Raw genomic sequence first — 23270 nt, forward strand, 5'->3', positions numbered from 1 at the left:
ATTCAAGGCGACGGCGATTATGAATTTGCGATAGACAATGGACCGTGGAGCAGTTTAGCAGAAGGAGAAGTAAGCATCATCTTCAGTAATTTAGAAGCTGGGGTTCGCCAAGTACGCGGGAGAGATATAGGGGGTTGTGGCGAAGTTATTGTAGAAGTATCCTTAATCGATTACCCACAATTCTTCACCCCCAACGAAGATGGTTATAACGACAGATGGAATATTATTGGTATAGCCAATCAAAACAACGCGAAAATTTACATTTTTGATCGTTACGGAAAGCTGCTAAAACAACTCAGTCCAAGTAGCCCAGGATGGGATGGCACGTACAACGGTAAAGTAATGCCAGCAAACGATTACTGGTTTAGCGTAGAATACGAAGAACCATCAACCGGAAAGAGACAAGAGTTTAAGGCTAATTTTACGTTGAAGCGGTAGAGAAAATCCATGTAAAACGGGTTTGAACAACCTGTAAACATTCCCTAGGAATTGTCACTCCGTGCGGCGACACGGAGTCTTATCCTTATGAAAAAGCAAAGCAAGTCCGGTTTAGCATTTTGGGTCAAATTCATGAGATTCCGCATCAAGTGCGGAATGACAGTTTTGATTGGTGTTTTTTAATGTCGCATCAAGTGTGGTATGAAAGTTTCTGATTGTATGTTACAATTAACTATTTGTTTAAAGAACTTTTTAAAAAGATATGTCTTAATATTCAGGGATGTTAATTTACTATAATATCTCCATTCATTGAAGGGTGATTGCTACAGAAATAACTTGAGAGTTGGCTGGCTAATTCCTGTGTTAATGTAAAACTAAAAATTGTTCCTTCTACTGTGAAATTAATAGCTTCATCACTTTCAAAACTACCTTGGATAATTTCCGATTGGGCAAGTAAAGTTTCATTTGCTTGATTTCTTAACTCTAATGGATGGCTTCCGGCATTTACAACATTAATATTGTAACGTGAACCAATTAATAATGTCCAAGTTGAATTGTTTTCACTTAAGACTGATACATTTTCGTTTCCATTAATTTCAGAAATAAAATAAGCTGAATTAGCGTCATTATTTAGGGTGAAGCTCACTTCATTTTCATTATTCCCCGGATTTGCCAAATCTGACTCGGGTAAAATTACATTTTCTAACACATGTAAAACGCCATTGCTTGCTTGAATATTTCGGATTGAAAAAGCTATTTCACGTTCGTTAAAATCAATAATTTGATTATTTTCTAAATCATAATTTAATAGTCCGCCTTCAGTTTCAATTCCATCTTCAGTAAAATCAATTTCACGTAAATTTGCATTTGTAACTAAATGCAAGTTCAATATTTCAGTTAGCGCATTAATTTCCAGGTCATCTAAACTTTCAATTTCAAGTAAAGTTAAAGCTTCAGTAAATGCATTGTTATTAGGTGCAAACAATGTAAATGGTGCTGGTTGTGTTTGTATTTCAGTTCCCAAGTTAACTAAATAATTTGGTTGACCTGGCCATGTAAACGCAGCTAAAAGTGATGTTAGATTTGGATCATTTTCTATTAAATCACTCAATTTCGGTATTTTTAGTACTTCATCAATACTATGAACAGTACCATTAGAAGCTTGTATGTCTGCTTCAATAATCTTCGCGTTTCCATTTAAAATAATGCTTTCACCCAATGTAATTAGCAAATTTAAGTTAGTTTCATTCTCGTTGATTGTTAAATTACTTTCTGTATTTAAATATGTATTGGATAAATCGCCTGATTGTGCATTCCCTTGGATAATATGATAGCGGAGTAGATTTGTAATTTCCGAATCATTTAGTTCTGTTAAGTTAATTTGGTCAAATACGGCATCTACAGGAGCAAATACTGTGTAGGTTCCGCTATTTAAAAGTTCTTTTAAGTTATATGTTTCAATTAAATTGCTAAATATAATATGTTCTTCGCTTTTTAGAAGTACATCTAAAGTGCTTGGTAAGCCTTCAATAGGTTGAGAATTACTATCATCTTCACAAGAAATAAAGAACGTAAATACTAAAATTAATAAAACTGAAAACCTAAACTGTTGTACCATTTCTTTTTGTTTCAAAACTAACTAACGAAATGGATTAAAGAAACGTATTTCTTAAAAAAATAATTTTTATTTTAATCAATATCCAAAAAAAAAAGTCCAGTAAGATACTGGACTCAAGATTTTAGCTTTGTAATAATAAGAGCTTAAGGTTTTACTGGGTGTAACCAATTATTTTTGTCTTCAACTCTGTTATATTGTATATCCTGTAAGGAATCTTTCATTAAAACGCTGTATTCTTTATCAACTTCTGGAAGTGGAAATTCTTCACCAGCATGTTCAAAAGCGGTAACTTTAGCAATAGTAGCAGCTGTTCCTGTTCCAAAAATTTCTTTCAATTCGCCAACTTTGGCAGCATCTTTAATCCGTTTCACTTCTACAGGTGCAATTTCAACTTCAATTCCTTTATCTTTTGCTAATTGAATTACACTTTTACGAGTAACACCATCTAATATTCTGTCGCTTGTAGGAGCGGTTAATAATTTGTCTCCAATTCTAAAAAAGATATTCATTGTACCTGCTTCTTCCAAGTAATCGTGTGTATTTGCGTCAGTCCAAATTACTTGGTCATAGCCTTTGCTTTTAGCTAAATTAGTAGGGTAAAATTGTGCACCGTAATTTCCTGCAGCTTTAGCATAACCCACACCACCATTAGCAGAGCGAGAAAATTTTTCAGCAAATAGAACTTTTACAGGTTTATTGTAATAGGCTTGAGATGGACAAGTAATAATCATAAACCGATATGAATCTGATGGAGCCGCAGCTACACCTTCTTCTGTTGCGATAACAAAAGGCCGTATATATAATGAATTACCCTGACCTGGTTTTACCCAATTGTAATCCAATTTAATTAAAGCTTCTAAACTTTCAAAAAATAAGTCTTTAGGGAATTCAGGAATAGCTAGTCTCTTCGAAGATTTATTAATTCGTTCAAAATTCTGTTCTGGTCTAAAAAGATGAACTGTTCCATGATCATCTTTAAAAGCTTTCATCCCTTCAAAAACTGCTTGACCATAATGAAAAACCTTAGTAGAAGGATGAAATTCCATCGGTCCGTATGGAACGATTTGTGGGGTATGCCATTTTCCATCTTTGTAGTCGCAATACATCATGTGGTCTGCATAATTCTTTCCAAATGCTAGATTATTAAAATCTACTTCGTTAATTTTAGATTTTTCTACTTTTTTTATCTGTATTGTTAGACTTTGTGTTTCCATTAGTTTAAATTTGTTGCAAAAGTAAGAAATAAAAATTATTTACTTTTTCGTAAAGATATTAACTTTGTCATAATAATGACCCATTAAATCCATTAAAAAATATGAAAAATCTATTTTTAGTATTGTTTTTATCAATTATTGTTAGTTGTCAAAACCCTGAAAAAAAAGAAGTTGAAAAAGTATCAGACAATGAAGATGTTGTAGTTGAAACAGTTACAGAAAATGTGCCTTATGCTAACTTTGGTGAAGCTTTAGACGAAAAAGATGCACTTACAGAAGAAGAATTAAGTAATTTATACACAAATTTAAAAGTAGGAGACAGCATCAATGTTAAAATAGCATCTACTATTAATTCGGTTTGTAAGAAAAAAGGATGCTGGATGAAGCTTGCTGTAAGTGATGAACAAGAAACAATGGTTCGCTTTAAAGATTATGGCTTCTTCGTTCCTAAAAATGCTGAAGGAAGAAAAACGGTAGTTGAAGGTGTAGCTTTTTTAGATGAAACATCGGTAGAAGATTTAAAACATTATGCAGAAGATGAAGGTAAATCTCAAGAAGAAATTGATGCGATTACAGCCCCCAAAATAACATATTCTTTTACAGCTGTAGGTGCCTTAGTACAAGGGACTGAAGAAGATTTTAAAGGTCAAGTTGAAGGAGTAAAAGAAGATGCAGAACAAGAAAAAGCCTCAGAATAATCAACACCGTAAAATTCTAACCACTGCAGACGGTAGCAAAAGTATTTACATTGAAGCTGAAAATGTACAATACCACTCTAAACATGGTGCGATTTTAGAAGCACAACATGTTTTTATACATTCTGGCTTACATTTTATTTTACAAAATAACTCTAAACCCATTTCTATTTTTGAAATGGGTTTAGGTACTGGATTAAATTGTATATTAACAGCAATTGAAGCCCTAAAAAACAATATGCATATAGATTACACTGCAATTGAAGCTTTCCCTGTTAAAATTGAAGAAGTAGAACAATTAAACTTTCATCAACACTTACCTTATACAAAAAGTGATTTTTTAAATCTTCACCAATTAGACTTTGGATCAAAACATTTATTAAATCAGTATTTTAGTTTCACGAAAATCTATGGCTTATTTGAAAATTATAAGCAAGGAAAAACATTTGATTTAGTTTATTTTGATGCTTTTGGAGCAAATGCACAACCCGAACTTTGGACCAAAAAAATTACTGATCAACTTTATCGAATGATTAATTGGCAAGGAATCATGGTTACGTATTCTGTGAAAGGAAGTTTTAGAAGAAACTTATTGGAAAGCGGTTTTACGGTTGAAAAAATTGGTGGTCCTCCAGGAAAAAGGGAAATGTTAAGAGCAATTAAAACACCCTGTTAAACATCTTTAAAGTTCGAGTATTAGCTCAAAATTTCAAACTACTTTTGATAAAAAGTTAGATATGCGATTTTTAATAACAGGAGCTACAGGGATGATTGGGAGTACACTTGTAAAGAAGTGCCACGAATTAGGGATTGCAGTAAATTACTTAACAACATCGAAACAAAAAATAACTAAAACTGATCATTATGCTGGTTTTTATTGGAATCCATCAGAAAATGAAATTGATAGGGATTGCTTTCATGAAGTAGATGTTATTATTAATCTTGTTGGGGCTAATGTAGCCCAACGTTGGACACCCAAGTATAAAAAAGAAATTATTGAAAGCAGAACAAATTCTAGTTTTTTGCTTGCTAAGTCGTTAAGTGAAATGGAACATCAGGTTAGTCATTTGGTGTCTGCCAGTGCTATTGGTATTTATAAAAATTCGTTTACAAGACTTCATACAGAAGATGAAGATGAAGAGTTTCATAATAAGGAATTTATTGGGCATGTGGTTGAAGAATGGGAGTGTAGCTTAGATGAAATTAAAGCTTTAAATATTGCCGTTGCTAAATTAAGAATTGGTCTTGTGCTGTCTAAAAAAGGTGGAGCTTTAGAACGTATCTTACAGCCTATTCAATATTATATAGGAGCACCACTAGGTTCTGGAAAACAGTGGCAATCTTGGATTCATATTGACGATTTAGTAAATTTGTTTATATATGCTGCGAAACATCAGCTTAGTGGTGTTTATAATGCTGTAGCACCCAACCCCGTAACTAATAAAGAAATGACAGAATGTATTGCCAAGCAAGTTAAAAAGCCGCTTTTCTTGCCTAATGTGCCTAGCTTTGCTTTAAAATTAGCTTTAGGCGAGATGTCTACTATTGTTTTGGCTAGTCAGTTAGTTAGTTCAAAAAAACTTACAAATCATGGCTTTCAGTTTAGTTTTCCTTATCTAAAAAATGCTTTAAAAGATTTATTATAAACCTACTTTAATCAACTAAAAGAAAATATCTGTCTAGATGGATATAAAAATAATACTCAAGCGAGAGCAATTATTATTCATCTTATAAATTTAGCCGACATACTTTTTTGTTTACTCGCATTAAACTTAAGAACAACTGGTAAATGCTAAGGTTTATTTAAATTGGTATTTTATAACTAGCATCTTTTTTGATACCTAGTTTTGTTTGTATTAAATATCTTCTGGAGCTAATCTAACTTTTAAGCCTTCTAAATCTTCATTAATTGGGATTTGACAACCTAACCTGCTATTTTCTTTAACAAAAAATGCTTCAGCTAGCATGGCTTCTTCATCATCTTCTTTTTCTGGTAAATTTGTATCAGATTCAATATAACATTGGCAAGATGCACACATGGCCATACCGCCACAAATTCCGATGCTTCCTTCTGGAGCTAATTCGTACGAGCGAACTACTTCCATTAAATTCATAGCCATGTCTGTAGGAGCTTCAATTTTATGAGTTACTCCATTACGATCGATAATAGTAATATTTACGTCTTGCATCCGGTTTAATCTATACTTTTTACGACCGCCTTTGGAGCTTCTTTTTTTGAACCATCAAACCCTGTAACACCACCAACAGTTGTATATTTCATAACATAACGTTTGTTAGGATAGATTTTTTGATATGCACTCTGACACATCAAGGTAGCTTCATGGAAACCACATAAAATAAGTTTTAATTTACCAGGATAGGTATTTACATCGCCAATAGCATAAATACCAGGAATATTGGTTTGGTAATCTAGGGTGTTATCGACTTTTATTGCATTTTTTTCAATTTCTAATCCCCAATTGGCTATTGGGCCTAATTTAGGAGACAAACCAAATAAAGGAATAAAATAATCAGCTGCTAGAGCAAAGTCTTCTTCAGGATTATTGTTTTTTCTAACCATAACACCTTCAAGATTTGAACTTCCGTATACATCTACGACTTCAGCTGGAGTAACGAGTTTAATTTTACCGATATCCTTTAATTCTTTCACACGATCTACTGATTCTAAAGCACCACGAAATTCATTTCTACGGTGAATTAAGGTTACTTCATCTGCAATATCAGCTAAATAAATACTCCAATCTAGTGCAGAATCTCCACCACCAGCTATAACAACAGATTTATTCCTAAATTTTTCAGGATCTCTAATCATGTATTGTACACCTAAATCTTCAAATTTAGAGAGATTTTTAATGGGTGGTTTTCTTGGTTCAAAACTACCTAAGCCACCCGCTATTGCAATAATTTTTGCATGGTGCATTGTTCCTTTATTGGTAGTAACAATAAAGCTATCGTCTTCTTGTCTATCAATATTTTGAGCAACTTCGCCTAAGGTAAACCCAGGTTGGAAAGATTTAATTTGCTCCATAAGATTGTCTACTAACTCGCCAGCTTTTACTTCTGGGTAACCAGGAATATCGTAAATGGGTTTTTTAGGATATAATTCTGCTAATTGCCCACCTGGCTGTGGCAAAGCATCGATTAAGTGGCATTTTAGTTTAAGTAGCCCTGCTTCAAATACAGTAAATAATCCAGTAGGTCCAGCTCCAATTATTAGAATGTCTGTTTTTATCATAGCTTTATTTTCGTAGCAAAGTTTTCATTATAATTTTCAATTTAAAATGACAAGTGTCAATTTAAGCTTCAATATTAATAACGCTTTCGATTTGTGGGGCGTGTTTTTTAATGGTCATTTCAACCCCAGATTTAAGTGTCATTTGATTTACAGCACAGCCAACACAGGTACCTAACAATTGAACTTTTACGAGCTTGTCATTCTCAATGCTTAAAAGTTTAATATCGCCACCATCGTTTTGTAAAAAGGGGCGAATTTCTTCTAAAGCATTTTCTACAGATGTTTTTAATTCAATTCCTGTCATTATTTCTTCTTATTAACCGCACTACACCCAGCCATTGTGGTTATTTGTATGGCTTCGGTAGGAGGGATGGATTCGTTACGTTTTACCACTTCTTCAACTACATTTCTAGTAGTTTCTAAAAATGCATCTGCCAGTGGAGTATTTTCTTGTAATGCGGCTGGTCTACCCACATCGCCTGCTTCTCTTATGCTTTGTACTAATGGAATTTCGCCTAAAAATCGAACTTCTAATTGGTTTGCTAAATTTCTAGCTCCTTCTTTACCAAAAATATAATACTTATTTTCAGGAAGTTCTTCGGGAGTAAAATAGGCCATATTTTCTACTACCCCTAAAACAGGAACGTTGATATTTTCTTGTTGAAACATGGCCACTGCTTTTTGTGCATCGATTAGTGCCACGTTTTGTGGTGTACTAACTACAACAGCACCAGTAATAGGCATAGATTGCATGATGGATAAATGAATGTCTCCAGTTCCAGGAGGTAAATCGACTAACAAAAAGTCTAGTTCTCCCCAGTCAGCATCAAAAATCATTTGGTTTAAAGCTTTTGCTGCCATCGGACCCCGCCAAATAACTGCTTGATTGGGTTTTGTAAAAAATCCAATAGATAGCATTTTTACACCATAGTTTTCAATCGGTTTCATTTTTGATTTTCCATCTACAGTAACCGAGAGCGGTCTTTCGTTTAGCACATCGAACATAGTCGGTCCCGAAGGACCATAAATGTCGGCATCTAGCAGGCCAACTTTAAATCCCATTTTAGCTAAACTAACTGCCAAATTTGAAGTAATGGTAGATTTGCCGACACCACCTTTGCCCGACGCAACGGCTATAATATTTTTTATCCCCGGAATTGGTTTTCCTTTAATTTCGTTGGGATTTTGCTTTTTGGTAGCTTCAACTTTAATATTTACTTTAACTTTTGCTTTTTCGTAGACTTTTTCATGAATTACTTTCATAACATCTACTTCGGCTCTTTTTTTTATATGAAGTGCTGGAGTTTGCAGCAGTAAATCCACAACAACTTCATCTCCAAATGTAATTATATTTTTAACTACACCAGCATCTACCATGTTTTTACCGTCTCCAGCTACACTAATAGTTGCAAGTGCCTTTTGTATATCAGATTTATTAAGCTTCATCTAAATTAAATTTAATTAGAATTAATCTAAATGCAAATATAGGTTTTTAGCTAATTATTATGTAGCTAGTTACATTGAAATTAACGATGGTATAACAGGATTTAGTAATCTTATTTATTTAAATTTTAAAGAGTGATTGTTTTAAAGTATTAGTTTATTTTTATTGCTAAGATTTGTTTTTAGCCCCGATAGCAATGAAAAGCCCGCAAAGGCTTAGATGTATAAAATTGGCTTTAGCATTAGCGACTTTAGAAGCTTTTGCTAAAGCCTTAATTTTAGCATGGAAGACTGCGTACTTGTAATGTATAGCGGGAAATAGCTACGTATCTATATTTTTAGGTTGCCAAATATGTTTGTCGAAATCCTGAATTTGGTCGTCTATTACTACAAGCCCTTCTGCTTCTAGAAGTTGCTGCATGGCGTGGGTACCCGAAAAATGATGTTTACCAGTAAGTACGCCGTTTCTGTTTACAACTCGATGGGCTGGAACATTGTTTAATTTATGAGATGCGTTCATGGCGTAGCCTACTGTTCGAGCACTTTGTGGCGATCCCAAAGCTTTAGCTATTGCACCGTAACTTGTTACTTTTCCTGTTGGAATCTGCTTTACTAATTGGTAAACTTTTTGGTAAAAATCTTCTGGTAATTTACTCATAATAAATGCGTATTGAAGTTACAGCGATTAAAATTAACATTAAAATTGCCATGAAAAGATTTGATTTTTTAGCAAACTTTTGCCGGTCAACACCAATGCGTATAAATGAATAGATATATAAATAAAGTGTTGCAAATGTGCCAAGCGCTGCTGCAAGCGAAAAGAAAAATATACTCCAAGTATCGTATTCGTTAGTTGAATTGGTGTTGAAAAGCGTACTAATTACTACAAAAAATGGGATGGGGAAAATATTAATTAGTGAAAGGCCTAAGCCTTTAAAAAAACTTTTATTAGACTTAAATTTAGCTTCATTTATTTTTCCTTGTTTAAGCCTACTTTTAATGAAGAAATAAATACTGAGTAATATTAAAATAACTAATCCTAAGCGAAGTAATATTACACGAACGCTTGGGTGAGTTGAAATGTATCGTGCCATTAAAATAGCTACCAAGGCTTGAAAAAACACAATAACTGAAGCACCAATAGCCATAATTAGGCCATTTCTTTTGCCTAAGCTTAAGGATGTTTTTACAACAGACATGTTAATGAGTCCTGGCGGAATTACTCCTGCTGCCGCTGCAAAAAAAGTAAAGAAAAATAGCTTGGTTGTTTCCACAAGCTTAGTATTTTAATCTAAATTTGGTGTAAGTTATGGCTTTGTTTTTTTTTAAATACTGTTTTTCGTAAAAAGTTTGTATTTCGATTAAAGCTGGATTGATTTCTGTATTGCTGTAAATGTCATGATGTGCATACAGTAATTCATGTTGGCTACTTTCTATAAGGCCCAAGGTATATCCATGCATAAATTCGCTATCTGTTTTTAAATGAACTATACCATCGGTTTGTAAAATGTTGTGATATTTTTTTAAAAATGTAGGATTAGTCATGCGGTGTTTGGTGCGTTGAAATTTAATTTGTGGATCTGGGAAAGTTATCCATATTTCAGCTACTTCTTTTTCAGCAAAAAGCAAATCTACAAGTTCTATTTGACTTCTTAAAAATTTAGCATTAGGTATATTTTCTTCGATTGCTGTTTTGGCTCCTCTCCAAAATCTAGCACCCTTAATATCGATTCCTAAAAAATTGTATTCCGGATATCGTTTAGCCAAACCAATAGTATATTCTCCTTTACCACAGCCTAATTCTAAAATTAAAGGATTATTGTTTTTGAAAAATTTAGTAGACCACTTTCCTCTTAAAAAGTAACTCCCATCGATTACTTCTTCGCGTTCTGGTTGAATTACATTTTCGAAATTTTCGTTTTCTTTAAAACGTTTCAATTTATTTTTACTTCCCACTTCTTGTATAATTTGCTGCAAAATTAGTTATTTTTCAAGCCTTAAATAATGATTGCCATGTTTTATGACTAAAAAAACAATTTTAGTTGCTCCACTAAATTGGGGTTTAGGTCATGCCACGCGATGTGTGCCTATTATAAATGCATTACTTAATGCTAATTTTAAGGTGGTTTTAGCTTCCGATGGATTAGCTTTTCAATTTTTAACTAACGAATTTCCTTCACTTACAATTTTTGAATTGGCCAAATTAGATGTACAATATGCCAAGACAAAATATGGGCAAGGTTTCAACATGCTAAAACAAATTCCGAAGTTATACCGTTTTTTAGCTGAAGACCAATCTGCAATTCGACACATAGCAGAGCAAATTGAAGTTAATGGAATTATTTCAGATAATCGACCAGGAGTTTATTTGAAATCAATTCCCAGTGTTTATATCAATCATCAATTAAATGTAAAAAGCGGATTTACTTCTCAATTAAGCTCAAGATTGCATCAACAACAAATGAAAAATTTTAATGAAATTTGGGTGCCCGATGAAGAAAATGACCCAAGTTTAAGTGGAGAATTAGGTCATTTTACATTAAAAGATGATCGGTTTAAAATACAATATTTGGGTTGGTTAAGTAGGTTGAAACCGACTACAAACGAGTTTTATTATGATTATTGTGCAGTAATTTCTGGTCCTGAGCCACAGCGAAGTTTGTTTGAAAAAATGGTTGAAGACTTATTTTTGAAATTGCCTGGTAAAAAGATACTAATTTCTGGTAGTTTGTCTTTTGTTGATCAAAAAATAGGTTTTGAAAGTAGAAATATGCTGAATACTACCGAGCTCAATGAAATCATGGATAAATCAAAAAAAATAATTTGTCGTTCGGGTTATACTTCGTTGATGGATTTGTTGAGACTTCAAAAACCTGCTTTATTAGTGCCAACTCCAGGACAGTTCGAACAAGAATATCTTGCCAAACGCATGCAAGAATTAGGTTGGTTTTTAGTTTGTAAACAAGCTGATTTTGAACAAAAAGCAGCGGCAATATTGCAAAACATACCGTTTAACAAGTTGCCTGATTTTAAAGAAAAAGAAATTGATTTTTCTATTTTTTTGAAATAAAAAATCGAATTAAAATACCGTAGTTTTTAATTTTTAATGCTTAATTTTTTATACTGATTAGCTTTTTTTAGGGTGAAGGAAAATGTACTCCCTTTACCAAATTCACTTTCTACAGCTAAATTTTCTTCGTGGGCTTCAATAATGTGTTTTACAATTGAAAGACCAAGCCCAGAACCACCTTCTTTTCGAGAGCCAGATTTGTCTACTCTAAAGAAACGTTCAAATAATCTAGGAATATGTTCTTTTTCAATCCCAATGCCATCATCTATAACTTTAATTACCAAATGATCTTTATTGATATCTTCTATACTAATTGTTGTATTTCCTTTTTTTCTTCCGTACTTAATGGAATTTACAATTAGGTTTGTTAGCACTTGTTGAACTCGTTCTTGATCACCATGAACTAAAACTGGACGTTGATAGTTTTTATCTAATTTTACTGAGATTTCTTTTTTAGCAGCTTTCATTTCGAGCAACTCAAAAACGTTCTCAATCATTTCAATTAAATCGAAATCATCTTGATGTAAGTTTAAGTCGCCAGTTTCTAGCTTGGTAATCATATCTAAATCTTTTACAATATAAAGTAGCCGGTCGACTCCTTTGCTTGCTCGATTTAAATACTTTTTTCTCACCTTTTTATCTTTAATGGCACCATCTAATAAGGTTAATATATAACCTTGTACAGTAAATAAAGGTGTTTTTAATTCGTGAGAAATATTACCCATAAATTCCTTTCGGTAGTTTTCTCTAACTTGAAGGGTTTCAATTTCTAATTTTTTGTCTTTGGCAAATTTTTCAACTTCTAGTTTTAAAGAAGTTATATCAGTAGTAATTTTACTTTTACTTAATGAAGCAGAATCTAACAATGATACACTATCATAAATAGACTTTACTCTTCGATAAATAAATATTTCTACGCGAATTTGAATTAGAAAAAACGATACCAAAAAACAAGCGATACCAAAAAATAAAATAGAACTCCAATTAACGTTAAAGAAAATTAATTCGAATATGAAAATGAGTATAGCTAATATAAATGTAATATATAATGAAGTAAAAAGCGCAAATCGGTAGGTTTTTCTGAGTTTAGTCCCCATTATTCACAAATTTATAGCCAACACCTTTTACTGTTTTAAAATAAAAATCGCCAAGTTTTTCTCTCAATTTTCTAATGTGTACATCGATTGTTCTTCCACCAACAACTACATCGTCTCCCCAAACATTTTGAAGAATTTCATCGCGTTTAAAAACTTTATTGGGGTCTGATGTAAGTAGGGCTAACAATTCAAATTCCTTTCTAGGTAGGCTTAATTCGTTTTCGTTTATAATTACTTTATATTCATGTTTATCGATGGTAATGTCTCCAACGGTATATACTTCTTTTTTGTTTTTTTGTTTAAATCTTCGGAGTAAAGATTTTACTTTACTAGCTAAAACTTTTGGTTTTATGGGTTTAGTAATGTAATCGTCTGCACCTGCATCAAAACCAGCAATTTGAGAATAATCTTCACTTCTTGCAGTTAAAAATGTAATAACACTTTCATTAAGCACTTCCATTTTTCGCATTTGTTCGCAAGCTTCAATGCCATCCATTTCTGGCATCATTACATCGAGTATGATAAGATGTGGCTTTTCTTTTTTAGCCTTTTCAATAGCCTTTAAACCGTTGTTGGCTGTAAAGATTTGATAACCAATATTGCTAAGATTGTAAGATAATATTTCAAGAATATCGGGCTCATCGTCCACGATTAATATTTTAAGATCTTCTTTTTTCATGTGTATTGAAAACTTTTTACAAAAGTACTTTATTAATATATATCCAAAGTTAATTAAACTTTATGTGAATTAGGAGATTTACAGCCATTGTTAAGTAAATGTAATCTTTAAGTTAGTGAATTGTAACTTCCTTTTTAAGTTTATAAGTGTCTGAAAAACAAAATTTTAATGTCTTGTTTTTAATGTTAAGCTTTCTTAACATTGAATCGAAATTACTTAAACTTGAATTTACATTTAACTTAAAGTCCTGTTGTTTATTTGCATCAAAATAATTCATAACAACATTTAAAATGAAAAATTTAATTAATTCTTTTTTAGTATTAGCTATGTTTGGCTTCTTATTTACTAGTTGCGATAGCGATGATGATAACAACATTAATGGTGGGACAGATCCTGAGCCAGAAAATGAAGTACGTGTTTCTGGATTCATTACAGAAGATGAAACTTGGACCAACGACAAAATTTGGATTTTAGAAGGTAAAGTAGTAGTAGATAATGGAGCTACCTTAACTATCGATCCAGGTACTATTGTTAAAGGTGAGCAAGGTGTGCAAACTCTAGCTTCTGCCTTAATTATAGATAATGGAGCTAAATTAAACGCTGTTGGCTCGGCAAGTGAACCTATTGTTTTTACATCTGTTTTGGATAATATTGAAATAGGTCAAACTGCGGGGACAAACCTAACTATACAAGATAGAAATCTTTGGGGTGGTGTTATTGTGTTAGGAACAGCACCATGTTCTTTTCAAGGTAATGCTGAGCAAGAGCTTATCGAAGGGCTACCTGAAAATTCAGGATACGGTCTTTATGGTGGAAACAATCCGAACGACAATTCAGGTCACTTAGAATATATCTCAATACGCCATGGTGGTGCCGAAATTGGTGAAGGAAATGAAATTAATGGTTTAACACTTGGGGGTGTAGGAAATGGAACTATTATTAGAAATATTGAAGTAATTGCTAATCTAGACGATGGTATTGAATGGTTTGGTGGTACAGTTGACTCTTCTAACCTTATTGTGTGGGGATGTGGAGATGATGCTTTTGACTTAGATCAGGCTTATTCAGGTACAATATCAAATGGAGTAATTGTACAAACTATAGTTTCTGATCATGCTTTTGAAATTGATGGTCCTGAAGGAGATTTTCAAGATGGATTTACAATAGAAAATGTAACAGTTTTTAATGATAATTCTACAGAGTCAGCTACAAATAGTGGGAACAGAGAACACGCACAGTTTAGAGATGGTGCTTTAGGTTCATTTAGTAATGCTTTATTGTTAAACGGTTTGTCTGATGCAGATGTTAATTTAACAGATGATACAGAGTCAAATTATACAAATGGTTTACTAACTTTTTCAAATATTGAAATTGAGTTGCCAGCTGGTGTAAGTGTATCAGATTTATTTACAGACACTACAGGAACTTCATCTTTTTCTCAAGATGCTGTAAATTTTGTATCACCAGTTCAATCTATAAATAATGCAACAACTGGAGCTACTTTAAGTGCATTTAATTGGACGTACACAGCTCAAAATTCAGGTAGATTTTAATTAGCCAAACACTTTTAAAAACAAGAAATGCTCACCCTTCGAAAGGGTGGGCTTTTTGTAAATTTATAAAGCATATAAAATGAAATTCAATTTCTTATTTTTTTTACTTCTTTTTTCGGGTCTAGGTATTGCACAAGATGGAATTTTACGAGGTACAGTTTCAGACGGAGAGCTTAACGATGTCCTGCCTTTTGCCGATGTTAAAATTTTAAATACCACAAAAGGAACTAGTACTGACTTCGATGGAAATTATCAGTTAAATTTAGAACCTGGTATTTATACCATCTCTTTTTCATTTGTTGGTTATCAAAGCATCAATATATCCGATGTTGAAGTAAAAGCCAATCATACTAAAACGGTTAATGTTACCCTTAACTTAAGTTCGGACAGTTTAGATGAAGTAATTATAACCACAACTGCTAAAAGAAACACAGAGCAATCTGTATTAAATCTGCAAAAGTCTTCAAGTGTTGTTATGGATGGACTTTCAGCAGAAAGCATGGAAAAAGCAGGAGCTAGTAATGTAGCTTCTGCTGTTAAAAGGGTTCCTGGTGTTTCAATTCAAGGTGGTAAGTTTGTCTATGTTCGTGGATTAGGAGATAGATACACAAAGTCGCTTCTTAACGGAGTCGATATTCCAGGTTTAGATCCAGATAAAAATACTGTTCAGATGGATATTTTTCCATCGAATATGATTCAAAATGTCTTAGTTTCTAAAACGGCATCTGCAGATTTACCAGCCGACTTTACAGGTGGTGTGGTAGATATCAATTTAAGAGATTTTTCTGCAAAAGAAGAATACAGCATTAGTTTTGGAAGCAGCTTTAATCCAACCATGCACTTTAATGGCGATTTTGTAAAAGGAGAGACTGAAGTAACCGATTTTTTTGGTTTTGATAATGGATCAAGAGATTTACCTATATCTCCAAATTTAGATATTCCAGCAGCTGTTGGTAACGGAACTAATGCAAATGGAGTAAATATTGCCGATGTTACACGTTCCTTTAATCCAAACCTTGGTCCTTTACGTTCTACGAGCGATGCAGATTTTAATTTGAGCTTTTCAACAGCTAACCAGTTTAGTTTAGAGAATAATCGAAAAATTGGTTATCAAGCAGCTTTTGCCTTACGAAATACGGTAGAATATTTTGAAGATTTTGAGCAAAATTTCTTTTTTAAACCAGCAGAAACAGAACAGTTTCAAATTATACCTAACCGAACTCAAATAGGAGATGTAGGTATTAGAAATAACTTGATGAGTGCGCTTGGTGGCGTAAGTTACCAAACCGAACAATCTAAATATAAATTCAATATAATTCATCTTCAAAATGCTGAATCGAAAGCTGGATTGTTTACTGGAAGAACACTTATTTTAGATGATATTGAAGTAAAGCGAGATAACATAGAATATTCAGAAAGAGCCTTAACAAACCTTCTTTTTGAAGGAAAACATACAAGTAAAGACGCTAATTGGATAACAGAGTGGAAGGTATCACCTAGTTTTTCGAAAGTTGAAGATAAAGATGTAAGAGTGACTCCTTTTGAAGTAACCAACCAAGGATTTTCTATTAGACCAAGTACTGCAGGAGCTCCACAACGTATTTGGCGTAATTTAGAAGAAGTAAATATGGTAGGTAAATTAGATTTTACTAAAAAACATAATTTGTTTAACAGACAAGCTAAATTGAAATTTGGAGCTGCTTATATTTATAAAGAAAGAGATTTTTCTATAGATCAGTATTTAATTTCATTTAGAGGTAGCAATGCGGTTCCTGTAAATGGAAATTCAAACAATATATTAATTGAAGATAATATTTGGTCTGCAGACAACGATGGTGGCTTTTTTATACAGGGTAATTTTCAACCAGCCAATACATTTAATTCGAGCGCTCAAATTAGAGCTGCTTATGCAATGGAAGAGTTTAAAATTACAGAGAAATTAAAATCTATTGTAGGACTTCGCTTTGAGCAATATGTTTTAAATTATACCGGACAAAACAACCAAGGCGATATTGTGCTTAATGATGAAGAAGTAATTAACGATGCAAATCTGTATCCTTCTGCCAACTTTATTTATGAATATTCAGACAATTCTAATTTCAGACTTTCTTATTCAAATACAACCGCTAGACCTTCATTTAAAGAAGCATCTATAGCGCAAATATTTGATCCGCTTACCAACTTAACATTTGTAGGAAATATTGATGTAGAACCTTCATTTATTCAAAATTTTGATGTGCGTTACGAACGTTATTCACAAACAGGTGGTATGATTGCTTTAAGTGGCTTTTACAAAGATTTTACCGATCCAATAGAAATGGTTGCTTTTCCAACCAGACCAACCAATATCGAACCTAGAAATGTAGGTTCTGCAAGGGTTTTAGGTGTAGAAGTAGAATTGAGACAGAAGCTAGATTTTACTCCAGCACTAGAGAAATTTAGTGTAAATATGAATGTATCACTCATCGATTCTGATGTAGAAATGGATCCAAGAGAATTTGAATCGAGACAGTTGGCTGCTCGTGATGGTCAAACCATCGACGATACTAGAGAACTTCAAGGACAGTCTCCGTTTTTAATCAACTTTAGTTTGAACTATGACGATTTTGACAATGGTTGGCAAAGTGGTTTGTTCTATAATGTTCAAGGAGAAACTTTAGAAGTGGTAGGGATTAGAAACGTTCCTGATGTATATACACAGCCTTTTCATAACTTAAGCTTTCAATTGACAAAAACCTTTGGAGAAAACAATAACTCCAGCATCAACTTTGGAATTAGCAACCTGCTAAACGATACGATTAGAAGTTATTATAAATCTTTTAATTCAGAATCAGAAATTTTTTCAAAACGAAAAATAGGTCAAGCCTTTTCTGTAGGATACTCATTAAAATTTTAAATTACCAAATCGTTAATTTGTTACAATAACCTAGTTTAAGCTAATAGAATTATTACTTTTGTAACAACTTAAAATTAAACAAAATGAAAAAAATTACCTTATTACTAACTTTACTAATTAGTGCATTTGCAATAGGACAAACTCCTGTTTTAACTATGATTTCTGATGGAGACTGCTCTGGTGGAAATCCAAAAGTAGTTGAAATTTATGCAGATGGCACTGTTGACTTTGCAAATTATTCATTAGAAATTCAAACCAATGCTAACGACACTTGGGGAAACACTTTAAACCTTGCAGATTTAGGTGTTGTAACTGATGATTTTGTGTACATCCATAAAGAAGATGAATCTTTTGCAACTGAATATCCAAGTGCTACAAATGTACTTTCAACAAATTCAAGTGCGGTAAACTTTAATGGTGACGATAGAGTTAGAATCATTGAAGATGCAACAAGTACTGTTGTAGATCAATATGGTGCTGAAGCTACCGATGGAACTGGAGAAGTTTGGGAATACCAAGATGGGTATGCCAAGCGCAACGACGGTTCTGGCCCAGATTTCGGCTTTTTTGCTGGAAATTGGACATACTTTAATGGTGCTTTAAATGGAGAAGGAACCTGTCAAGACGGTTCTACATTCGAATCGATTATTGGTACAGCAAGTTACACAGCTGGTGGCGGTAACACAGATCCTGCTGTTTTTATTACTTCTCCAGCTAACAATGCTGTTTTAGACCCAGGTACAACCAATGTAGATGTTACTTTTGCAGTGCAAAATGAGTATCCAGGTTTACGATTTGATATTACAGTTAATGGTTCTACAACTGTCGATGTAAGTTCTCCTTTTAATGTTGCTACGCAAAACGGTGAAAACTACAATGTTACTCTAGAGCTTGTAGACGGTCAGACTATTATTGATGATGTAACTATAGATTTTAGCGTAGCTGATATCACTCAAGTTGCTGATATAGCTGCTTTTAGAGCAGATGTTGAAACTAACGGACCTGGCGGTTTTTATGAAATAACAGGAGCTTCTACATTTACGCACGGAGACAACTTTAATAACAGAAAATGGTTCCAAAGCAATGGTGCAGGAGTGATGATTTTTGATCCAAACGATGTTATCGACAACGATGTGTATGTATTTGGAGATCAGGTTACTGGATTAACAGGTGTGTCTAATTTCAATAATGGCGTTTTACAATTAATTCCTACTGCAGATAATGGTGTGGTAAGCGGAAATAGTGAGCCTTCTGTTCAAATTTTAAGCTTAAACGAATTTATTACCAATTACGATTCTTACGAATCATTATTAGTAGGTTTCCAAAACGTTCAATTTACTGGAGCAGATGGTTCAGTAGTATTCGAAAACGGTACTAACTACGATTTATCTGATGGTAATGATGAAATAGTTATGCGTACTGAATTTTTCAATACAGATTATATCGGTAATGTTGTACCACAAGGTGTTTTAGCTGGAGTTGTAGGAATGGCAAGCCAATTTAATGGTGCACCACAGATTTTTTCTAGATTTGAAGCAGATATCGATGTTACTTTAAATATTGCTGATTTCAACAAAAATGAGTTTGCAATCTTTCCAAACCCTGCATCAAGTGAAATAAATATCTTATCTCCAAACGGAGAAGTTTTTCAAGTTGGTGTATACAACCTTCTTGGAAAAAAAGTGATGACCACCGAAATTTCGGGTGAAACTAAATTAAATATCTCTAATTTACAATCAGGACTTTATTTAGTGAAATTTGGTCAAGGAAACGGAAGCTTCACCAAGAAGTTAATTATCAAATAAGAAAACTTTCATTTAAAGTTTTATAAAAAAGCATCGCTCGCAGAGCGATGCTTTTTTCTTTATCAGTATTTTTGTAGTATATGAATCCAGCAAATATCGACATCAACCACTTAATTCAACCTGAAGATTTTTTAAATCAGAGTTTGAATGTTTTTGCTTTTCAATATGAAAATAATTTATTTTATCGTAAATTTTGCAATTTACTACACAAAACACCTGCAAACGTTAGCTCATTAGAAGAAATTCCATTTTTACCTATTCAGTTTTTTAAGAGCCACAAGATTTATTCTTCTTCAAATACACCACAAATTACTTTTAAAAGTAGTGGTACAACCGGAAGTATAACTAGTAAACATCAAATAGCTGATCTAAGTTTATACGAAAAAAGTTACTTTAATGCTTTCGAAACAGAATACGGAAATATTGAAGACTATTTAGTTTTAGGACTTCTTCCTTCTTATTTAGAGCGTAGCGGTTCGTCCTTAATTTATATGGTAAATAGTTTTATAGAACGCAGTAAGTTTAATGAAAGTGGCTTTTACCTTGATAATCTTGATGCTTTAAAACAAACTTTAGAAAAATTTGATGGTAAACGAAAAATTTTGCTCATAGGGGTTAGCTTTGCTTTATTAGATTTTGCTGAAAGGTTTCAATTGAAATTAAACTCTACTACTGTTATGGAAACAGGAGGTATGAAAGGGAGACGTAAAGAGTTAATTCGTGAAGAATTACATGTTCAATTAAAACAAGGTTTTGGCGTTCAGCAAATTCATAGCGAATATGGTATGACTGAGTTGCTTTCGCAGTCCTATTCTACAGGAGATGGAATTTTTAAGTGCCCAACAAGTATGAAAATTTTAATTCGTGATACAGAAAATCCACTACATATTTTAAATAAACAAAAAACAGGAGGGATTAATATTATCGATTTGGCAAACTTATATTCAGTTTCGTTTATCGCTACTCAGGATTTAGGAAGGCAAGTTGCTGATAATGAATACGAAATATTAGGAAGATTTGATCATAGCGATGTAAGAGGATGTAATTTAATGTTTTTTTAATTTTTTATTGAAATAATGATTGTAATTTGTAGTAGATGTACTACTTTTGTTATGTGAAGTTTTTCATAATAGATTGGTTAGTTAATTTGCCTGCTCATTTTAATGAGCAGGCTTTTTTTATTGAATTTTAGAAAGAATAAGTTGATTACAAACAAATGTTAAAGTGGGTAAATTTCAAGCCTAATTTAATATCAATTGTATATTTGTCTTGGATGAAGTTTTTCATAATAGATTGGTTAGTTTAAAACGCCTGCTCGCCCGAGCAGGCGTTTTATTTTTGTTTAAAAACCAAAAAAAAAGCAGCTCTAAAGCTGCTTTTTAAAATTCAATTTTCTACTCTAGTCAAAATAACTAAATTCATCACCATCTTTTATGGCTAACAGGGAGTTATAAATTAATTCAATTACATTTTCAACATCGCTTTTGTGTACCATTTCTACAGTAGTATGCATATAACGTAAAGGTAGCGAAATTAACGCAGAAGCTACGCCACCATTGCTGTAAGCAAATGCATCTGTATCTGTTCCAGTCATTCTGCTAGCAGCCATTCGTTGAAAAGGTATTTTATGCTCGTTAGCTGTATTAATAAGGAGTTCACGGAGTTTGTTTTGTACTGCAGGCGCGTATGAAATTACAGGTCCATCGCCCATTTTTGTTAAACCTTCCTTTTCTTTTTTAATCATCGGTGTAGTAGTATCATGACAAACATCAGTAACAATAGCAACATTAGGCATTATTCGGGCTGTAATCATTTCTGCACCGCGTAAGCCAATTTCTTCTTGTACAGAATTGGTTATGTACAGACCAAAAGGAAGCTTTATATTATTTTCTTTTAATTTTCTTGCCACTTCAGCAATCATAAATCCGCCCATGCGGTTATCTAAACCACGGCAAACAAATTTGTCTTTATTTAAAATAAAAAATTTATCTGGATACGTAATTACACAACCTACGTGTACGCCTAGCTTTTCAACTTCATCTTTGGTTGTGCAACCAACATCTATACAAATATTATCTAATTTTGGTGTTTCTTCATTATCACCCTTTCTTGTATGTATTGCAGGCCAACCAAAAACTCCTTTTACAATTCCTTGGTCGGTGTGTATATTTACCCGTTTCGAAGGGGCAATCATGTGGTCGCTTCCGCCGTTTCTAATTACATAAATTAATCCTTCATCGGTTATATAATTTACATACCAAGAAATTTCGTCAGCATGCCCTTCAATAACTACTTTATATTTAGCATCAGGATTTATTACGCCAACTGCAGTGCCATAAGTGTCGGTAATAAATTCATCTACATAAGGTTTTAAATACTCCATCCATAGTTTTTGACCTTCCCATTCGTATCCTGTTGGAGATGCATTGTTTAAATATTTTTCTAAAAATGCTAAAGAATCTTTTTGCATGTTGTTTTGTTTTAAATTTGAATCCTTGCGAATTTAATAATCTTTTGAGACTAAAATGTTTATGAATACCTAATTTTGAAATCATTTTAATGAAATTAATATTAATGAAAAACCAATTTTTCTATTTTATATTTTTCTGTTTTTTGATGCATTCAAGTTTTGCGCAAAAAGAAGCTGATACCTTAACAAAGCAGACTAGAGATACTGTAGATGTTGAGATTTATCAATTTGTGAATGATTCTGTTTTTGAAGATGCAGTGTATTTAGATGAAGTTTTAATTCTTCCAAAACTTCAATTCACTAATAAAAAAGACCTTCGCGAATATTTAATTTTACAACGAAAGACTAAAAAAGTTTGGCCATATGCCGTTTTAGCTGCGCAACGTTTAGATAGTTTAAATGTACGTCTAGCTAAAATTGAATCTAAAAGTAAACGCAAGCGCTACACTAAAATGATTCAAAAATATATTGAAGGAGAGTTTACCGACGAGCTAAAAAAACTAACCAAAACTGAAGGACAAATTTTGGTAAAATTGATGCATCGACAAACTGGAGAAACTACCTTTGATTTGGTGAAGGAGTTGCGTACTGGCTGGCGAGCATTTTGGTACAATACCACTGCAAACATGTTTAATATTTCTTTAAAAGAAGAATTTGATCCTTATCAAGTTCGAGAAGATTTTTTAATTGAAGATATTTTGCAGCGGAAGTTCAGCAAAGGTTCGCTAGAAAAACAACCACCAGCTATTTCTATTGATTATTACGAGTTGACTTCAATCTGGAAAGACAAAGTCCAAATTTTTAAATAATTTTTTTTTGATTCTTCTACCAAGCTACATTAGAAAGTTAAAATGCCATTTAACCATTAGGTTAATACCTTTGCGAACATTGCGTTTCTAAGGTTTTTTTTCATCAAAGTCACGTATTAAACAAAATTAAAATGTAATGGCTAATTCTACCTAAAGCAATAGCTTCAAAAATAAACTAAACGTTCTATTTTAGTTCATTCAGAATCTATACGCTACAAATGCAAAAC

The 23270-nt window shown here is 32.9% G+C and carries 22 protein-coding genes; 10 read left to right on the forward strand and 12 right to left on the reverse strand.

The features are described from left to right. A partial coding sequence (locus IEV63_RS07440; RefSeq protein ID WP_188406170.1) for a T9SS type B sorting domain-containing protein occupies positions 1-438 on the forward strand: 438 nt, incomplete at its 5' end. Positions 439-721: 283 nt separating this feature from the next. Here the strand turns inward: IEV63_RS07440 and IEV63_RS07445 are convergent. Both IEV63_RS07445 and IEV63_RS07450 read right to left on the reverse strand, forming a co-directional pair. Beyond that, positions 722-2056 carry a fasciclin domain-containing protein gene (locus IEV63_RS07445; protein WP_188406171.1) on the reverse strand — a complete coding sequence of 445 codons (1335 nt, stop codon included), beginning with the start codon at positions 2054-2056 and terminating at the stop codon, positions 722-724. 143 nt (positions 2057-2199) lie between these two features. Continuing rightward, the gene (locus IEV63_RS07450) at positions 2200-3270 is read right to left on the reverse strand and encodes a branched-chain amino acid aminotransferase (RefSeq protein WP_188406172.1); all 1071 of its coding nucleotides are present in this window, start codon (positions 3268-3270) and stop codon (positions 2200-2202) included. A 101-nt stretch (positions 3271-3371) separates the two neighbouring features. On the opposite strand from IEV63_RS07450, the gene IEV63_RS07455 reads away from it, so the two are divergent. The 3 genes from IEV63_RS07455 to IEV63_RS07465 all read left to right on the forward strand — a co-directional run bounded on the left by IEV63_RS07455 (position 3372) and on the right by IEV63_RS07465 (position 5611). Further along, on the forward strand, positions 3372-3968 hold the full coding sequence (locus IEV63_RS07455) for a DUF4920 domain-containing protein (RefSeq protein ID WP_188406173.1): 597 nt from the start codon (positions 3372-3374) through the stop codon (positions 3966-3968). Beyond that, positions 3940-4641 carry a tRNA (5-methylaminomethyl-2-thiouridine)(34)-methyltransferase MnmC2 gene (gene mnmC2 / locus IEV63_RS07460; protein WP_188406174.1) on the forward strand — a complete coding sequence of 234 codons (702 nt, stop codon included), beginning with the start codon at positions 3940-3942 and terminating at the stop codon, positions 4639-4641. The genes IEV63_RS07455 and mnmC2 overlap by 29 nt, the downstream gene beginning before the upstream one ends. A 61-nt stretch (positions 4642-4702) precedes the next feature. Next, positions 4703-5611: a TIGR01777 family oxidoreductase gene (locus IEV63_RS07465; RefSeq protein ID WP_188406175.1), complete on the forward strand. Its 909-nt coding sequence runs from the start codon at positions 4703-4705 to the stop codon at positions 5609-5611. A 210-nt stretch (positions 5612-5821) separates the two neighbouring features. Here IEV63_RS07465 and IEV63_RS07470 read toward each other — a convergent pair whose 3' ends face one another. The 7 genes from IEV63_RS07470 to trmB all read right to left on the reverse strand — a co-directional run bounded on the left by IEV63_RS07470 (position 5822) and on the right by trmB (position 10620). After that, complete coding sequence (locus IEV63_RS07470) at positions 5822-6154, reverse strand: 2Fe-2S iron-sulfur cluster-binding family protein (RefSeq protein ID WP_188406176.1); 333 nt, start codon at positions 6152-6154, stop codon at positions 5822-5824. 5 nt (positions 6155-6159) lie between these two features. Further along, positions 6160-7221, reverse strand: a complete 1062-nt coding sequence (locus IEV63_RS07475) for an NAD(P)/FAD-dependent oxidoreductase (protein WP_188406177.1) — start codon at positions 7219-7221, stop codon at positions 6160-6162. Between the two features lie 61 nt (positions 7222-7282). Beyond that, positions 7283-7525 (reverse strand): NifU family protein, encoded by a 243-nt coding sequence (locus tag IEV63_RS07480; protein WP_188406178.1) that lies wholly within the window; start codon positions 7523-7525, stop codon positions 7283-7285. After that, on the reverse strand, positions 7525-8667 hold the full coding sequence (locus IEV63_RS07485; RefSeq protein WP_188406179.1) for an Mrp/NBP35 family ATP-binding protein: 1143 nt from the start codon (positions 8665-8667) through the stop codon (positions 7525-7527). Before IEV63_RS07485 ends, IEV63_RS07480 begins: the two co-directional genes overlap by 1 nt. Positions 8668-8986: 319 nt before the next feature. Then, positions 8987-9322, reverse strand: coding sequence for an MGMT family protein (locus IEV63_RS07490; RefSeq protein WP_188406180.1), 336 nt, complete (start codon positions 9320-9322; stop codon positions 8987-8989). Further along, positions 9315-9938, reverse strand: coding sequence for a LysE family translocator (locus IEV63_RS07495; RefSeq protein ID WP_188406181.1), 624 nt, complete (start codon positions 9936-9938; stop codon positions 9315-9317). Before IEV63_RS07495 ends, IEV63_RS07490 begins: the two co-directional genes overlap by 8 nt. A 4-nt stretch (positions 9939-9942) precedes the next feature. Next, complete coding sequence (trmB, locus tag IEV63_RS07500) at positions 9943-10620, reverse strand: tRNA (guanosine(46)-N7)-methyltransferase TrmB (RefSeq protein WP_188406338.1); 678 nt, start codon at positions 10618-10620, stop codon at positions 9943-9945. Between the two features lie 64 nt (positions 10621-10684). Between trmB and IEV63_RS07505 the strand changes: the two genes are divergently transcribed. Then, positions 10685-11734 carry a glycosyltransferase gene (locus IEV63_RS07505; protein ID WP_188406182.1) on the forward strand — a complete coding sequence of 350 codons (1050 nt, stop codon included), beginning with the start codon at positions 10685-10687 and terminating at the stop codon, positions 11732-11734. A gap of 26 nt (positions 11735-11760) precedes the next feature. Here IEV63_RS07505 and IEV63_RS07510 read toward each other — a convergent pair whose 3' ends face one another. Next, complete coding sequence (locus IEV63_RS07510) at positions 11761-12831, reverse strand: sensor histidine kinase (RefSeq protein WP_188406183.1); 1071 nt, start codon at positions 12829-12831, stop codon at positions 11761-11763. Then, the gene (locus IEV63_RS07515; protein WP_188406184.1) at positions 12821-13510 is read right to left on the reverse strand and encodes a response regulator transcription factor; all 690 of its coding nucleotides are present in this window, start codon (positions 13508-13510) and stop codon (positions 12821-12823) included. Before IEV63_RS07515 ends, IEV63_RS07510 begins: the two co-directional genes overlap by 11 nt. A 290-nt stretch (positions 13511-13800) precedes the next feature. Between IEV63_RS07515 and IEV63_RS07520 the strand changes: the two genes are divergently transcribed. The 4 genes from IEV63_RS07520 (at position 13801) to IEV63_RS07535 (ending at position 20825) form a co-directional block, all read left to right on the forward strand. After that, the gene (locus IEV63_RS07520; RefSeq protein ID WP_188406185.1) at positions 13801-15063 is read left to right on the forward strand and encodes a beta-helix domain-containing protein; all 1263 of its coding nucleotides are present in this window, start codon (positions 13801-13803) and stop codon (positions 15061-15063) included. A gap of 79 nt (positions 15064-15142) precedes the next feature. Beyond that, positions 15143-17959, forward strand: a complete 2817-nt coding sequence (locus IEV63_RS07525; protein WP_188406186.1) for a TonB-dependent receptor — start codon at positions 15143-15145, stop codon at positions 17957-17959. Positions 17960-18042: 83 nt separating this feature from the next. After that, on the forward strand, positions 18043-19764 hold the full coding sequence (locus IEV63_RS07530) for a T9SS type A sorting domain-containing protein (RefSeq protein ID WP_188406187.1): 1722 nt from the start codon (positions 18043-18045) through the stop codon (positions 19762-19764). An 80-nt stretch (positions 19765-19844) separates the two neighbouring features. After that, positions 19845-20825, forward strand: a complete 981-nt coding sequence (locus tag IEV63_RS07535; RefSeq protein WP_188406188.1) for a LuxE/PaaK family acyltransferase — start codon at positions 19845-19847, stop codon at positions 20823-20825. Positions 20826-21163: 338 nt separating this feature from the next. On the opposite strand, the gene IEV63_RS07540 is transcribed toward IEV63_RS07535, so the two are convergent. Further along, entirely contained in the window at positions 21164-22234 is a 1071-nt protein-coding gene (locus IEV63_RS07540; RefSeq protein WP_188406189.1) for a M42 family metallopeptidase, read from the reverse strand. 89 nt (positions 22235-22323) lie between these two features. Between IEV63_RS07540 and IEV63_RS07545 the strand changes: the two genes are divergently transcribed. After that, the gene (locus tag IEV63_RS07545; protein WP_229737206.1) at positions 22324-23043 is read left to right on the forward strand and encodes a DUF4294 domain-containing protein; all 720 of its coding nucleotides are present in this window, start codon (positions 22324-22326) and stop codon (positions 23041-23043) included. Positions 23044-23270: the final 227 nt, after the last annotated feature.

This window comes from Psychroflexus salis (assembly GCF_014640175.1).
Classification (GTDB): Bacteria; Bacteroidota; Bacteroidia; order Flavobacteriales; family Flavobacteriaceae; genus Psychroflexus; species Psychroflexus salis.

What these genes read in the sequence shown, in the direction of transcription:
- IEV63_RS07445 (WP_188406171.1), bottom strand. Translation starts at nt 2,056, where the DNA reads ATGGTACAACAGTTTAGGTTTTCAGTTTTATTAATTTTAGTATTTACG.
- IEV63_RS07450 (WP_188406172.1), bottom strand. Translation starts at nt 3,270, where the DNA reads ATGGAAACACAAAGTCTAACAATACAGATAAAAAAAGTAGAAAAATCT.
- IEV63_RS07455 (WP_188406173.1), top strand. Translation starts at nt 3,372, where the DNA reads ATGAAAAATCTATTTTTAGTATTGTTTTTATCAATTATTGTTAGTTGT.
- mnmC2 (WP_188406174.1), top strand. Translation starts at nt 3,940, where the DNA reads ATGCAGAACAAGAAAAAGCCTCAGAATAATCAACACCGTAAAATTCTA.
- IEV63_RS07465 (WP_188406175.1), top strand. Translation starts at nt 4,703, where the DNA reads ATGCGATTTTTAATAACAGGAGCTACAGGGATGATTGGGAGTACACTT.
- IEV63_RS07470 (WP_188406176.1), bottom strand. Translation starts at nt 6,154, where the DNA reads ATGCAAGACGTAAATATTACTATTATCGATCGTAATGGAGTAACTCAT.
- IEV63_RS07475 (WP_188406177.1), bottom strand. Translation starts at nt 7,221, where the DNA reads ATGATAAAAACAGACATTCTAATAATTGGAGCTGGACCTACTGGATTA.
- IEV63_RS07480 (WP_188406178.1), bottom strand. Translation starts at nt 7,525, where the DNA reads ATGACAGGAATTGAATTAAAAACATCTGTAGAAAATGCTTTAGAAGAA.
- IEV63_RS07485 (WP_188406179.1), bottom strand. Translation starts at nt 8,667, where the DNA reads ATGAAGCTTAATAAATCTGATATACAAAAGGCACTTGCAACTATTAGT.
- IEV63_RS07490 (WP_188406180.1), bottom strand. Translation starts at nt 9,322, where the DNA reads ATGAGTAAATTACCAGAAGATTTTTACCAAAAAGTTTACCAATTAGTA.
- IEV63_RS07505 (WP_188406182.1), top strand. Translation starts at nt 10,685, where the DNA reads ATGACTAAAAAAACAATTTTAGTTGCTCCACTAAATTGGGGTTTAGGT.
- IEV63_RS07510 (WP_188406183.1), bottom strand. Translation starts at nt 12,831, where the DNA reads ATGGGGACTAAACTCAGAAAAACCTACCGATTTGCGCTTTTTACTTCA.
- IEV63_RS07515 (WP_188406184.1), bottom strand. Translation starts at nt 13,510, where the DNA reads ATGAAAAAAGAAGATCTTAAAATATTAATCGTGGACGATGAGCCCGAT.
- IEV63_RS07520 (WP_188406185.1), top strand. Translation starts at nt 13,801, where the DNA reads ATGAAAAATTTAATTAATTCTTTTTTAGTATTAGCTATGTTTGGCTTC.
- IEV63_RS07525 (WP_188406186.1), top strand. Translation starts at nt 15,143, where the DNA reads ATGAAATTCAATTTCTTATTTTTTTTACTTCTTTTTTCGGGTCTAGGT.
- IEV63_RS07530 (WP_188406187.1), top strand. Translation starts at nt 18,043, where the DNA reads ATGAAAAAAATTACCTTATTACTAACTTTACTAATTAGTGCATTTGCA.
- IEV63_RS07535 (WP_188406188.1), top strand. Translation starts at nt 19,845, where the DNA reads ATGAATCCAGCAAATATCGACATCAACCACTTAATTCAACCTGAAGAT.
- IEV63_RS07540 (WP_188406189.1), bottom strand. Translation starts at nt 22,234, where the DNA reads ATGCAAAAAGATTCTTTAGCATTTTTAGAAAAATATTTAAACAATGCA.
- IEV63_RS07545 (WP_229737206.1), top strand. Translation starts at nt 22,324, where the DNA reads ATGAAATTAATATTAATGAAAAACCAATTTTTCTATTTTATATTTTTC.